This is a genomic window from Mesorhizobium sp. M1E.F.Ca.ET.063.01.1.1, assembly GCF_003998155.1.
In the GTDB taxonomy this organism is placed as follows: Bacteria; Pseudomonadota; Alphaproteobacteria; order Rhizobiales; family Rhizobiaceae; genus Mesorhizobium.
Genome location: NZ_RZSC01000103.1, coordinates 1 through 12,758 on the forward strand (window position 1 = coordinate 1; position 12,758 = coordinate 12,758).

Here is a 12,758-nt window from a genome sequence, read left to right on the forward strand (position 1 = left end):
GTCGCCATCAACACCATGATCCTGTCGCTGCTCTACCGGATGAAGCCGGAGGAATGCCGCCTCATCATGGTCGATCCCAAAATGCTGGAGCTGTCCGTCTATGACGGCATCCCGCATCTGCTCACGCCCGTCGTCACCGATTCCAAGAAAGCCGTCACCGCGCTGAAATGGGCGGTGCGCGAGATGGAGGAGCGCTACCGCAAGATGGCGCGCCTCGGCGTGCGCAACATCGACGGCTACAACCAGCGCGTCGCCGCTGCCCGCGACAGCGGCGAGGTGGTGGTCATGCAGGTGCAGACAGGCTTCGAGAAGGGCACGGGCGAGCCGCTGTTCGAGGAACGGGAGATCGACCTCGCGCCGATGCCCTACATCGTCATCATCGTCGACGAGATGGCCGACCTGATGATGGTCGCCGGCAAGGAGATCGAAGGCGCCATCCAGCGGCTGGCGCAGATGGCCCGCGCCGCCGGCATTCACCTGATCATGGCCACGCAGCGCCCGTCGGTCGATGTCATCACCGGCACCATCAAGGCCAATTTCCCCACCCGCATTTCCTTCCAGGTGACGTCGAAGATCGACAGCCGCACGATCCTGGGCGAGCAGGGCGCCGAGCAGCTGCTCGGCCAGGGCGACATGCTGCATATGGCCGGCGGCGGGCGCATCGCGCGCGTGCACGGTCCCTTCGTCTCCGATCTGGAGGTCGAGCACGTCGTGGCGCATCTGAAGGCGCAAGGCCGCCCGGAATATCTCGACACCGTCACCGCCGGCGAGGAAGCGGAGGAAGAGGCGGCCGACGCCGGTCCGGTCTTCGACAAGGGCTCGATCGCCGAGGAGGATGGCGACGCCCTCTATGAGGAAGCCGTCAAGGTGGTCAAGCGCGACAAGAAATGCTCGACCTCCTACATCCAGCGCCGCCTCGGCATCGGCTACAACCGCGCCGCCTCATTGGTCGAACGCATGGAGAAGGAAGGCCTGGTCGGCGCCCCCAACCACGTCGGCAAGCGTGAAATCCTTGCCGGTCGGCGGGACCTTGCGCCGGAACGCGACGAGATGGATTGAGCAAAGCTTGATAGGGCGGGGTCTGGCGCGCTTTCGGGCCAGCGCAATCGCATATGAAGTACCCCTCTACCCCTCCCCACAACGGGGTACACACGGGGCAATCGCACACGGCAGCGCTGCCCCCTCTCCGTCCGCTACGCGGCCACCTCTCCCCCATTTCATGGGGGCGAGGAAACGCTAATCGCTGATGTAGCGGCCTTTGGAAGCTTGGGTTCCTCGCCCCCACAACGTGGGGGAGAGGTGGCTCGGCGAAGCCGAGACGGAGAGGGGGAGCGCCATATGCGATTGCCCTGCCACAGGAAGGAGGGACGATGCCGCCGTTGTATCATCGACATTTCGTCGTTGCCGCCAGGATTCCGTTGTGGGTAGGGGTGGGGCTCGTGCCACGCAAACCTTTCCAATGCGGCTGCCCGACGCAGGCCCGCTCAGCCACCGTTCGCCACCAGCGCGATCGCCGCGCGCAGCTCGTCGAGCCCGGCGGCCTTTTCCGATGATGTCGCGAGCACGGTCGGAAACGCCGCCGGCCGTTTCTTGATCTTGGCAAGCGTTTCCTCGATCAGTTTCGGCACGCCCGCCGCCTTGATCTTGTCGGTCTTGGTCAGCACGACCTGGTAGGAGACAGCCGCCTTGTCGAGCAGCGACAGCACCTCCTCGTCCTTGGCCTTGATGCCGTGGCGGGCATCGATCAGCACATAGACGCGCTTCAGCGTCACGCGCCCCTGCAGATATTCGAAGATCAGCTTCGTCCAGGCATCGACCTTGTCCTTCGGCGCGCTGGCGTAGCCGTAGCCCGGCATGTCGACCAGCGCCATCGGCGGCAGGTCGGCGCCCTCGCCGGAGAACCCGTCCGGCACGAAATAGTTGAGCTCCTGCGTGCGCCCCGGCGTGTTCGAGGTGCGCGCCAGGCCCTTCTGGCCGACCAGAGCGTTGATCAGCGAGGATTTGCCGACATTAGAGCGGCCTGCGAAGGCGATCTCCGGCGGCCCTTCGGGCGGCAGGAATTTCATCGAAGGCACGCCGCGGATGAAGATCCAGCCGCGTGTGAACAGCTCAGGGTTGATTGCCGCCGTGTCGCCCATTGTCTTGTCGTTTGTCGTCTTTTCGGGCGCGCTCAAACCGCGGCCTCCAGCCTGGAAATGTCGGCGCCCCGGATGGCGTCGAGGTTGCGGCTGATCTTGTCGACCGGCCAGTCCCACCAGGCCGCTTTCAAAAGTCGCCGTATCGTGAAGTCGTCGAAGCGCATCTTTACCACCTTGGCCGCGTTGCCGGCGACGATCGCATAGGGCGGCACGTCGTGCGTGACAACCGATTTCGCCGCAACGATCGCGCCATGGCCGATCCTCACGCCGGGCATGATCACCGCATCCATGCCGATCCAGACGTCATTGCCCATGATCGTGTCGCCGCGGATCTCCTTCGACCACGTCTCAGGGTCGAAACCTTCCTCCCAACCATGGCCGAAGATGTTGAACGGATAGGTCGAGAAGCCGGACATCGCGTGATTGGCGCCGTTCATGATGAAGCGCGCGCCCTCGGCGATAGCGCAGAACTTGCCGATGATCAGTCTGTCGCCGATGAAGGGATAATGGTGCAGCACGCATTTTTCGGCGAATTTGTCGGGGCCGTCAGGGTCGTCGTAATAGGTGAAGTCGCCGATCTCGATGTTGGGCGCGTTGACCAGCCCCTTCAGGAAGCCGACGCGCGGATGCATCGCGATGGGATGCTTGATGTTGGGATTGGGTCCGGTCATCGGCTGGCTCCGTCCACCCTTGCAGGAGGCCGAGCTTATAGTGATGCGCGACGCGTGGTCTACCCACCCCTAGTTAGCCGGGAACGACCGGGATCCCCCCGCGGGGATCCCGGTCTGCCGGACGGCCTCCCAAACACCGGCGTCGTAGCGCCGGAAGCCGTCGCGGCCTTATTGGGGAGGACCGGGAAGCTACGAGGCGGGCCACGCCGGAGTTTCGCGGGGCGACGCGAATTCCGGAAGAAGCCCGCGAGGTTCTGTCCGAAGGGCGTCGAACGATATCGGCCAACAAAAAACCCCGGCATGCCGGGGTTTTGTATTCAGGGTCGGGCGCCGGCTATTCCGCCGGCGATGGCTTCTTGCGGAACATTGCCGCCAGATTGTCCCACAATTCGATCTTGGCGCCCTGGCGCTTCATGATCACACCCTGCTGCAGGATCGAGAGCGTGTTGTTCCAGGCCCAGTAGATGACGAGGCCGGCAGGGAAGCTGCCCATCATGAAGGTGAAGATCACCGGCATCCAGGTGAAGACCGCGGCCTGCGTCGGATCCGGCGGCGCCGGGTTCATGCGCATCTGCAGGAACATGGTGATGCCCATCACCACCGCCCAGGCGCCCATATGCGGCAGGAAAGCCGGCGGAGCGAACGGCAGCAGTCCGAACAGGTTGAAGATCGACGTTGGATCGGGCGCCGCCAGGTCATGGATCCAGCCGAAGAACGGCGCGTGCCGCATCTCGATGGTGATGTAGAGCACCTTGTAGAGCGAGAAGAAGACCGGGATCTGCAGCGCCACCGGCCAGCAGCCGGCCAGCGGATTGATCTTCTCGGTCTTGTAGAGCTCCATCATCGCCTGCTGCTGCTTCATCTTGTCGTCCGCGTATTTCTCGCGGATTTCCAGCATCTTCGGCTGCACCTTCTTCATGTTCGCCATCGACGCGTAAGATCTGTTGGCGAGCGGGAAGAAGATAGCCTTGACGATGACGGTGGTGGCGAGGATCGCCAGTCCGAAATTGCCGAAGAACTTGTAGAGCGTGTCGATGAGGTAGAACATCGGCTTGGTTATCCAGATGAACCAACCCCAATCGATCAGGCGATCGAACAGCCGGATGTTGCGGTCCTGAGCGTATGCATTGACCTTGTTGACTTCCTTGGCGCCGGCAAAGATCTCCGTCTCGACCGTTGTCGATTGCCCAGGTCCGACCGCGATGGCATCGGTCATGTAGTCGGACTGATAGCTGTGGCGAAGCCCGTTGTTGATGTCGACATAGGAGTAGCTGGGCTGGAATGGCTGCTTCTCCGAAGGGATCAGCGTGACGGCCCAGTATTTGTCGGTGATGCCGAGCCAGCCGTCTGTCGACTTTCCGGGCTTGTACTGCTTGTCCTTCTCGATCGCCGCGTATTTGTGCTCCTGCAGGCCCTCGCTGCCGGTAACGCCAATGAGGCCTTCATGCAGCACATAGGTGCTGGCCACGGCCGGCTTGTCGAAGCGGGCGACACGGCCATAGTTGAAAAGCGACACGGCGGTGCCGCCGGTATTCTGAACGGTATCGGAAACGGTGAACATGTAGTCGTTGTCGACCGAGAACGTCCGCTTGAAGACAAGTCCCTTGTCGTTGGTGAAAGTGAGCGTCACGGGCGTCGCCGGGCTCAGCGTCGAATTGCCGTCAACACTCCATACCGTCTTCGGCCCGGGCAGTGTGCCGACATTGCTGTCGCCGACGAAACCAATCTCGGCGAAATATCCGTTTGACAATTGCTCCGGGTTGAGAAGTTGGATCTCGGGCGAGTTCTTGTCGACCGTCTCGGTGTAGTGCTTGAGCTTGAGATCGTCGAGGCGTGCGCCGGCGAGGTTGATCGAGCCGGACAGGCTCGGTGTATCGATCTTGACGCGCGTGGTTGCGGCGAGCGCCTGTTCCAAGGTTGCCGGCGTCGTTGCCTCGGCGCCAGGCGTGTTGGGGATGGCGCCGGGCGCCGGAGCCTGTGTCCCGGTTGCGCCGGAATTGGCGGCGCCGCCCGCTTCCTTCTTCTGCGCTTCGGCGCGCTGCTGCTCGATGCGGGCCTGCTCGCGCTGCTGCTCCATGCGCGGGTTCATGTAGAACACCTGCCACAGCGTCAGGATCAGCACCGACAGCGCGATGGTGATGAAGAAATTGCGGTTGTTTTCCATCGAGAGCCTATCGTGTTCCGCGCAGCCGGCGGGAAAGCTCGGCCTTCAACTGGCCGAACGGAATGGCAAGCACGTCTTCGCGCCCGACGATGACATAGTCATTGCCGGGCGCCATGTCATCGGCGGCATACGTTCGCACAGCTTCTCTGAGCCGCCGCCGGACGCGGTTGCGCACCACGGCGTTGCCGACCTTCCTGGTGACCGTGTAGCCGACGCGTGGCGCGGAATCGTCGCCACGATCGAGAACCTCGACGAGAAAAAGCCGCCCGCGGCGTTTCTCGCCGCCGCGCACAGCCAGGAAATCCGCGCGTTTCAGAAGCCGCCCGGGAGCTTTCCCCTTTGGCTTGCCGGTTGCGGGCAACGATCTCGTCTTTCGCTCAGGCGCTCAGCCGCTTGCGGCCGCGGTTGCGGCGGGCTGCGACGACGCCGCGGCCACCCTTGGTGGCCATGCGGGCGCGGAAACCGTGCCGGCGCTTGCGGACGAGTTTGGACGGTTGGTAGGTACGCTTCATTTGTTTTAATACCGCGGCGTGCGGCCCTTCTTGATTCTGTCACTCTGTAACAGGAGCTTTGCCGGGCCGGTTTTAGGCGCGATCGAAACCGCGCCGGGACGAATGGCCCGAGCGTGAGCGGGCTTATAGAAAGAAGGTTTTTGGAAGTCAATCCGGGCTGCTGCGGGCGAATTTTTTGCGATGCCAGGGACGAAATTGGCAAAAAAGCCGCAAATCGCATAACCTTGTCCGATCAAGCGTTCGTGAAAACCGCGTCATGACGAGTGAAGTCCTGTCCACGGATGAAAAGGCACGCCCGACGGAAATGAGCTCTCCGCGCCGGGTGCCGCTGTCGCGCGGCCTGTCGACGAAGCTTCTGCTTCTCACCATCGTCTTCGTGCTGCTCGCCGAAATCCTGATCTTCCTGCCCTGGATCGCCAGCTACAGGGTGAACTGGCTGAAGGAGCGGCTGAGCACCGCCGCCGCCGTTTCGATCGTCCTGTTGCAGGGCGAGCCCAACTCGCTGTCGCACACCGCCCAGAACGATGTGCTGATGGCGATCGGCGCCAAGGCGATCGCGGTGCGCGACGGCGGCGTCTCGCGGCTGCTGGTCGTGGCCGACATGCCGCCGAAGGTCGACGAGCATATCGACATCGCCAATGTCGGCCTGGTCAACGGCATGACGGGCGCGTTGGAAACGCTGTTCGTCGGCGGCAACCGCATGCTGCGCGTCTTCGGCCCGGTCGGCGACAGCGACAAGGAGTTCGAGCTGATCATGCCGGACCGCAGCCTGCGCAACGCGATGCTGCGCTATTCGCGCAACGTCGCCTTGGTGTCGCTGCTGATCTCGCTGTTCACCGCCATGCTCGTCTATGCGGCGATCGACCTCATCATGATCGGCCCGATCCGCACCATGACGCGCTCGATCCTGTCCTTCTCCGAGGCGCCCGACGATCCCGGGCGCATCATCTGCCCGACGGAGCGCTCCGATGAGATCGGCGTCGCCGAGCGCGAGCTGGCGCAGATGCAGGATCGGCTGCACAAGATGCTTTCCGAGCAGAAGCACCTCGCCGACCTCGGCCTTGCCGTGTCGAAGATCAACCACGACATGCGCAACATCCTCGCCTCCGCGCAACTGATGTCGGACCGCCTGCGCCAGGTGAAGGACCCGACCGTGCAGTCCTTCGCGCCGAAGCTCCTGCGCGCGCTCGACCGCGCCGTCGCCTATTCGGAGGGCGTGCTCGCCTATGGCCGCACGCAGGAGCCGGCGCCGTCGCGCCGCAGGCTCAGGCTGCGCCAGCTGGTCGACGACGTGCATGGCCTGCTCGACATCGAGGAAGGCATCGAGTTCATCAATGGCGTCGATCTCACCTTCGAGGTCGATGCCGATTCCGACCAGCTGTTCCGCGTGCTCACCAATCTTTGTCGCAACTCCGTGCAGGCGATGGCAGCCGACACCGAAAGCGCGGTGGTGCGTCGTCTCGCCGTCTCGGCCGAACGTTCGGGCAGCGTCAGCCGCATCACCGTCACCGACACCGGGCCCGGCCTGCCGCCCAAGGCCCGCGAAAACCTGTTCGCGGCCTTCCGCGGCTCGGCGCGCAGCGGCGGCACCGGCCTCGGCCTGGCGATCGCCCATGAGCTGATCCGCGCCCATGGCGGCACGGTCGAGCTGGTCGAATCGATCGGCGGCCGCACGGTCTTCGCCGTCACCATCCCCGACCAGCCGGTGCGGCTCGATCAGGCCCGCAACGGCCTGCGCCGTCCCGCTTGACCGCAGCCATCCCGACAAACCGCGCCGGTTCCGTCCTGAACGACGCCGTCGGAGGCTCAGCCGCAATGCCTGCGACAAAACTTTTGCCGGATCGGCTTGCTTTTCGCAAATTCAGTCGTTAGGGAACACTCCACATTTCGCGGCCGGTCGTTTTGATCGGATCGCGGGGCCGTGTCGCACACGGCCTGATGCGCGCCCGTAGCTCAGCTGGATAGAGCACCAGACTACGAATCTGGGGGTCAGGAGTTCGAATCTCTTCGGGCGCGCCATTTCATCCGGTTGAAACCGCTGATATTTTTAGGTTTCTGACTCGGCTAGCTCCAGTTTCCTCGTGCTTGCCCTGTCGGAGCCGGTAAGGTCCAGCACCACGCGGCCGTCGATCTTGCCTGCCTTGAGTCTGGCGAAGATCGCATTGATGTCGCTTAACGGCGCCTTGGTGATTTCGGCCTTCACCTTGCCTTCGGCCGCGAAGGCCATGGCCTCATCGAGATCGCGCCGCGTACCGACGATCGACCCGCGCACCGTGACGCGCTTGAGCACCACATCGAAGATCGGGGTCGGGAATTCCCCCGGCGGCAGGCCGACAAGGGCAACCGTGCCCTTGCGGCGCACCATGCGCAGCGCCTGTGAAAAGGCCGGCGGCGAGACGGCCGTCACTAAGATGCCGTGCGCGCCGCCGGCGGTCGCCTTGAGCACATCGGCCACCGCGTCCGGCGAACGGGCGTCGATGACCCCCTCGGCGCCGGCCGCGCGCGCCAGGGCGAGCTTGTCCGCTGCGATGTCGAGCGCCACGACCTTCAGGCCCATTGCCTTGGCGTACTGGATCGCCACATGGCCGAGCCCGCCGATACCGGAGATCACGACCCATTCGCCAGGGCGCGCTTCGGTCTCTTTCAAGCCCTTGTAGGTCGTCACGCCCGCGCACAGGATCGGAGCCATCTGCGCAAAATCGACGCCGGCAGGAAGACGCGCGGCAAAGGCCGCCGAAGCGATGACATATTCGGCGAAGCCGCCGTTGCAGCTGTAACCCGTGTTGTGCTGATGCTCGCACAGCGTTTCCCAGCCGGTCTCGCAATATTCGCAACGCATGCACGCGTCGTGCAACCAGGCGACGCCGACGGGATCGCCTTCCTTGAAATCGCTGACGCCGGGACCGAGCGCGGCCACGACGCCGACCACCTCATGGCCGGGGATGAAAGGCAGCGCCGGCTTCACCGGCCAGTCGCCCTCGGCCGCGTGCAAGTCCGTGTGGCACACGCCGCAGGCGACCACCTTGACAAGCAGTTCACCGGGTCCCGGCGCGGGCACCGGCACGTCCTCGATTGTGAGCGGCTTGCCGAAATCGCGCACCACCGCAGCTTTCATCGTCTTCGTCATCGCCTGCTCCTTTTGTGAATGCCGGAAGAGTAGGGTCGCGGAGCGGGCATGCCTTGATCAAGGTCAAGGCATGCATCGTTCGGTCGTTGGGAGCACCTACCGGGATGGAACCGCCATCGGCTGCGGGAGGCGGCTGATCCGCTGGAATGACCAGAGAAGGAGAGGGCAAAGGAGCAGGGCGGCAGCGCCGAAATCGAGAGCGGCCGTCGCGGTGCCTGCCCAAACAGCGAGTTTGCCGCCGATCGCCGGCCCGGCAAGCATGCCGGCATAGTAGACGGTGTAAAACACGCCCGTCCCGACCGATCGCGTCCTCTGATCGAGCACGCGCGTGGGCAAGCTCATGATCGCGCCGGCAGGCAGGCCGCATACGATCCCCATGGCGATGATGAGGGCCAGCACCGGTCCGCTTCGCGACAGAAGGAGCATCAGGAATGCGAAACCCACACAGCCCGCGGCGAGAACCGTCCCGCTGTGTTTGGTGCGATCCGCCAGCAAGCCACCCACGGGGACCGAAAGCGCGGCCAGCCAAATCACGACGCTGATCGTCGATCCCGCCGCCGAATTGGACCACCCCCGCTCGACGAGCATCGACGGACCGAAGCTGAAGACCATCGCGAAGCCGACATTGTAAAGGCACCAGATCAGACCGGCGGCAATGAGGGCATAGGTTGTCCCGGCCGAAATGCCGGAGCGTTCGAGGCCACCGGCGGGCGGCATCTCCGGGGTGCGATAGATCAAAGCCAACAAGCCGATGCTGACGACGACCAGGGCCGAAACGGCAATGCCCACGGCGGTCAGCCCGAAGGTTGTTCCGATTGCCGGCAGCAGCATGAGAGCGATAGCGATGCCCGCCGGCCACGAGTTGATGTAGATGGCCATGGCGGTGGCGATTTCCCGGCCGGCAAACCAGTCGGCGACCATCTTGGTCATCAGCACGTTCAGGAGAACGCCGCCGGTGCCGCCGATCAGTCGCCCGCCGATCTGCAGGCTCCAGGACGTCGACGCCGTCATCAGCATTTCACCCGCCAGCATCATCAGCAGGCCGGCGAGAGCGGTCGCCTTGTCGCCATAGCGCCGGCCGATGGTCGCGCCAGGCAGGGCCAGCGCGACACCCGGTGCAAGATAGAGGCCGATCAGAATGCCGATGTCGGCCAGGCTTGCGCCGAGGCCGGCGCTGACAAGGGGCGCGACGGCGGCAACGCTCTGAAACTGAAACGCCATCGCGGTGCGGGCGACAAAGAGCACAGCAAGGATCGTCCAGCGGCTGCGCACGGTTCTCTCACGGATTGCGAATTATCCAGGCCTGATATTCTGGTTCAATCGGAAGAAGTTGGTCGGGTCGTATTGCTTCTTGATGGCGGCGAGGCGCGCATAATTTCCGCCATAAGCATCACGCACGCGCTCGTCGCCTTCGTCGCCAAGATTGTTCGCATAGACCCCGCCGGTTGAGAATGGCTTGACCGCATTCCACAGCTCGCGCGCCCAGCGCATATTTGCCTCGTCATCGACCGGATTGTCCCAGATGGCGATCGGGAAGCAATCGAAGGCCGCATCGCGATTGGCATAAGGCGAGTGCGACGCGGGCACGCGGGCGATCGCGCCGCCGACCTGCTGGAAAACCAGCAGGGACGAGCGATTGGGAGCCCTCGCGTAACTGTCGAGCAGCGCGTCGATCGCACCATCGCTGATTTCATGCAGGAATTGCGCTTTCCAGTAATAGCGCCGTCCGCGCGGGAAAAGGCTGTCGCCCGCCGATTGAATCTGGAGATAAGGAACGGCTTGGAGGCGGCTTTCAATGGGAGATCCGAATTTCATCAGCGGTGCTATGACGGGCCCGCCCGCTTCGGGAGACCCCACATAACAAGCCGAGATGCTGAAGGCGCGATCGCCCGACGGCAGTGTGACGAGCGCGGCGTCGACGCTCACCTCGTCCGGGGCGTCACGGGAGAATTTGTCGTAAAACCGCATGGCCTCGCGCGCCTGATCGTAGGCGTGAAGCACCGAGCCCACCAGAAGGGCCGGGCCGAGCGGGTGCAGCCGGTATTCGAACGCCGTCACTATGCCGAAATTGCCGCCGCCGCCCCGCAGGGCCCAGAACAGGTCAGGATGCTCGCCGGCGCTTGTCCGCAACAGCCGTCCGTCGGCCGTCACGATTTCGGCCGCGATCAGATTATCGCAGCTCAGACCGTGCTTTCGCCCGAGCTTGCCGAAGCCTCCACCCAGCGTCAGCCCGGCAATACCGGTGTCGCCGTTGACGCCCATGGTCGTCGCAAGACCGTGGGCCTGCGTGGCCGCGTCGAACTCGCCGAGGGTCAGACCGGCCTCGGCTCGGACGATGCGGTGCTCGGGATCGACGGAAATCTTCTTCATGCGAGATAGATCGATCACCATCCCATCGTCGCAGACGGACAAACCGGCGACGTTGTGGCCGCCGCTGCGAACGGCCACGAGTGAGCCTTGTGACTTGGCATAGATCACGGCATGGACGACGTCATCGGGATTGGTGCAAAAGACAATTGCGGCAGGGCGTTTGTCGATCGCCCCGTTCCAGACCGCGCGCGCCTGGTCGTAGCCAGCGTCCGTCGGCAACACCACATCGCCCCGCAAGCCCTGCCGTAGCCGTTCGATCGCCGCGCTCGGAACATGGGATCGGCCCAACAGCGCATCGGTTTGTCGCGGAATCTCCATCGTCGCCGTCCTCGGTTCCAACCGGACTAGAGCAATTCCAGGAAAAGTGTGAAGCGGTTTTCCGTCCGGAATTGCGTGAAAACAAAGAGATAGAGTGGTTCGCCGTTTCCGTGAAACGGCGAACCACTCTAGGGTCTCACAGGGCTCAACCTTCTGCAAAAGCGAAATTCTTAGCTACTGGATGAGCAGAATTCATCTACACTGCCGGCATGAGGAACTGCCCGCCGCTCCGTGCTTTGCACGCCTTCGAGGCCGCTGCCCGGCACGGCAGTTTCAAGGCCGCGGCGGTGGAGCTCGGCGTGACGCCGACGGCGATCAGTCACCAGGTCCGCTTGTTGGAAGAGATATGCGGTTGCAAGCTGTTCCAGCGCCGGCCGCGCCCGCTCGTGCTGACGGGTGCGGGAGCGCGGCTGTTCCCTATCCTGCGCAACGGCTTTGATCTTCTCGCCGGTTCCCTTGCCGCGGTCGCGGAGCCGGATTTTCAAGCGCCTCTGCGGGTGACCAGCCCGAATGCTTTTGCCAGCCGATGGCTGGTGCCCCGGTTGCCGAAATGGCGGGAAGCCAACCCGGCCGTGCCGTTGGAGATCATCGGGACGGACGCGCTGCTCGATCTGCGCGCCGGCGCCGCGGACGTGGCGATCCGCTATACACGGCGCCCGCCTTTGGGCTTTGCCGGGCAAGAGCTGTGCCGCGATTCCTTCTTTCCCATTTGCAGTCCGCGATTGCTGGCGAGCGATGGGCGGGCGATCGAGCGGGCCGCCGATCTCCTGCGTTATCCGTTGATCCATTTCGACTGGATGAGCCGCGATCCGGACGCTCCCACCTGGCGCCGGTGGCTGGTGACGGCCCGTTCAATCGATCCGGACCTGATCCCGGACAAGGCCTGGGACTTGAGCTTTCGTGAGGAGCTGCACGCGATCGATGCGGTTGTCGCCGGGCAAGGCATTGCGATTTTAAGTGACGTCGTGGTCGGCCGTGAACTGGAAAGCGGCACGCTCGTCAAAGCGCATCCATTGTCCCTGCCGGGCTACAGCTTCTATGTCGTGTGGATGCATCACAGCCCGCGATCCGCGGTGATGGAATCCTTCCTGGCGTGGATGAGAACCGTGATATGAGCGCAAGGTTGTGATTTGACGTAGGCGAGCAGCGATCGGGGTCGATTGGCAGCATGAGCTCGTCCATCGAGATTGAATTGTCGCCGTATGGGTAGAGTCGGGCTTGCCGCTATTTCAGCCTTCCGAAGCGCCACCCTTCCCGTTCGCGCCGTCGAGCAGCGCGATCAATCCCTTGAGGATCTCGATCGGCGGCGGCGGGCAGCCTGGAATGTGCAGGTCTACGGGCACGACGTCCGCCACGCCGCCCACGACCGCGTAGCTGCCGGCGAAGCAGCCGCCGTCCTTTGCGCAGTCGCCGAGCGCGACCACCCATTTCGGGTTTGGCGTCGCGTCCCAAGTTCGC

General features: G+C 63.8%; 11 protein-coding genes, 1 tRNA gene and 1 pseudogene. 4 read left to right on the top strand and 9 right to left on the bottom strand.

From position 1 onward, the window contains the following. Window positions 1-1,059, top strand: a 1,059-nt coding sequence (locus EOA29_RS10845) for an FtsK/SpoIIIE domain-containing protein (protein ID WP_281061063.1), incomplete at its 5' end; no start/stop codon positions are given. 425 nt (window positions 1,060-1,484) lie between these two features. Here the strand turns inward: EOA29_RS10845 and yihA are convergent. The 5 genes from yihA to rpmH form a co-directional block, all read right to left on the bottom strand. Further along, a complete protein-coding gene (yihA, locus tag EOA29_RS10850; protein ID WP_126095682.1) occupies window positions 1,485-2,138 on the bottom strand; it encodes a ribosome biogenesis GTP-binding protein YihA/YsxC in 654 nt (217 codons plus the stop codon). Between the two features lie 32 nt (window positions 2,139-2,170). Beyond that, the gene (locus EOA29_RS10855) at window positions 2,171-2,809 is read right to left on the bottom strand and encodes a CatB-related O-acetyltransferase (RefSeq protein ID WP_126090902.1); all 639 of its coding nucleotides are present in this window, start codon (window positions 2,807-2,809) and stop codon (window positions 2,171-2,173) included. A 334-nt stretch (window positions 2,810-3,143) separates the two neighbouring features. Beyond that, window positions 3,144-4,973: a membrane protein insertase YidC gene (yidC, locus tag EOA29_RS10860; protein ID WP_126090901.1), complete on the bottom strand. Its 1,830-nt coding sequence runs from the start codon at window positions 4,971-4,973 to the stop codon at window positions 3,144-3,146. Between the two features lie 7 nt (window positions 4,974-4,980). Then, window positions 4,981-5,334, bottom strand: coding sequence for a ribonuclease P protein component (rnpA, locus tag EOA29_RS10865; RefSeq protein WP_126090900.1), 354 nt, complete (start codon window positions 5,332-5,334; stop codon window positions 4,981-4,983). 16 nt (window positions 5,335-5,350) lie between these two features. Then, window positions 5,351-5,485, bottom strand: a complete 135-nt coding sequence (gene rpmH, locus EOA29_RS10870; RefSeq protein WP_008833937.1) for a 50S ribosomal protein L34 — start codon at window positions 5,483-5,485, stop codon at window positions 5,351-5,353. Between the two features lie 304 nt (window positions 5,486-5,789). Between rpmH and EOA29_RS10875 the strand changes: the two genes are divergently transcribed. Both EOA29_RS10875 and EOA29_RS10880 read left to right on the top strand, forming a co-directional pair. After that, window positions 5,790-7,235, top strand: a complete 1,446-nt coding sequence (locus EOA29_RS10875) for a HAMP domain-containing sensor histidine kinase (protein WP_189478864.1) — start codon at window positions 5,790-5,792, stop codon at window positions 7,233-7,235. A gap of 192 nt (window positions 7,236-7,427) precedes the next feature. Next, a tRNA-Arg gene (locus EOA29_RS10880) sits at window positions 7,428-7,504 on the top strand. Window positions 7,505-7,532: 28 nt separating this feature from the next. On the opposite strand, the gene adhP is transcribed toward EOA29_RS10880, so the two are convergent. The 3 genes from adhP to EOA29_RS10895 form a co-directional block, all read right to left on the bottom strand. Further along, window positions 7,533-8,612 carry an alcohol dehydrogenase AdhP gene (gene adhP, locus EOA29_RS10885; protein ID WP_126090899.1) on the bottom strand — a complete coding sequence of 360 codons (1,080 nt, stop codon included), beginning with the start codon at window positions 8,610-8,612 and terminating at the stop codon, window positions 7,533-7,535. Window positions 8,613-8,708: 96 nt separating this feature from the next. After that, the gene (locus tag EOA29_RS10890) at window positions 8,709-9,884 is read right to left on the bottom strand and encodes an MFS transporter (RefSeq protein ID WP_126090898.1); all 1,176 of its coding nucleotides are present in this window, start codon (window positions 9,882-9,884) and stop codon (window positions 8,709-8,711) included. A gap of 21 nt (window positions 9,885-9,905) precedes the next feature. After that, a complete protein-coding gene (locus EOA29_RS10895) occupies window positions 9,906-11,300 on the bottom strand; it encodes an FAD-binding oxidoreductase (RefSeq protein ID WP_126090897.1) in 1,395 nt (464 codons plus the stop codon). Window positions 11,301-11,536: 236 nt separating this feature from the next. On the opposite strand from EOA29_RS10895, the gene EOA29_RS10900 reads away from it, so the two are divergent. Further along, window positions 11,537-12,415 carry a LysR substrate-binding domain-containing protein gene (locus tag EOA29_RS10900; protein ID WP_245464834.1) on the top strand — a complete coding sequence of 293 codons (879 nt, stop codon included), beginning with the start codon at window positions 11,537-11,539 and terminating at the stop codon, window positions 12,413-12,415. 114 nt (window positions 12,416-12,529) lie between these two features. Here EOA29_RS10900 and EOA29_RS10905 read toward each other — a convergent pair. Beyond that, window positions 12,530-12,758, bottom strand: a pseudogene (locus EOA29_RS10905) (hydrogenase); the annotation flags it as partial.

Coding starts and splice junctions, on each gene's coding strand:
- EOA29_RS10855 (WP_126090902.1), bottom strand. CDS start 2,809: ATGACCGGACCCAATCCCAACATCAAGCATCCCATCGCGATGCATCCG.
- EOA29_RS10875 (WP_189478864.1), top strand. CDS start 5,790: ATGAGCTCTCCGCGCCGGGTGCCGCTGTCGCGCGGCCTGTCGACGAAG.
- EOA29_RS10895 (WP_126090897.1), bottom strand. CDS start 11,300: ATGGAGATTCCGCGACAAACCGATGCGCTGTTGGGCCGATCCCATGTT.
- rpmH (WP_008833937.1), bottom strand. CDS start 5,485: ATGAAGCGTACCTACCAACCGTCCAAACTCGTCCGCAAGCGCCGGCAC.
- yihA (WP_126095682.1), bottom strand. CDS start 2,138: ATGGGCGACACGGCGGCAATCAACCCTGAGCTGTTCACACGCGGCTGG.
- yidC (WP_126090901.1), bottom strand. CDS start 4,973: ATGGAAAACAACCGCAATTTCTTCATCACCATCGCGCTGTCGGTGCTG.
- adhP (WP_126090899.1), bottom strand. CDS start 8,612: ATGACGAAGACGATGAAAGCTGCGGTGGTGCGCGATTTCGGCAAGCCG.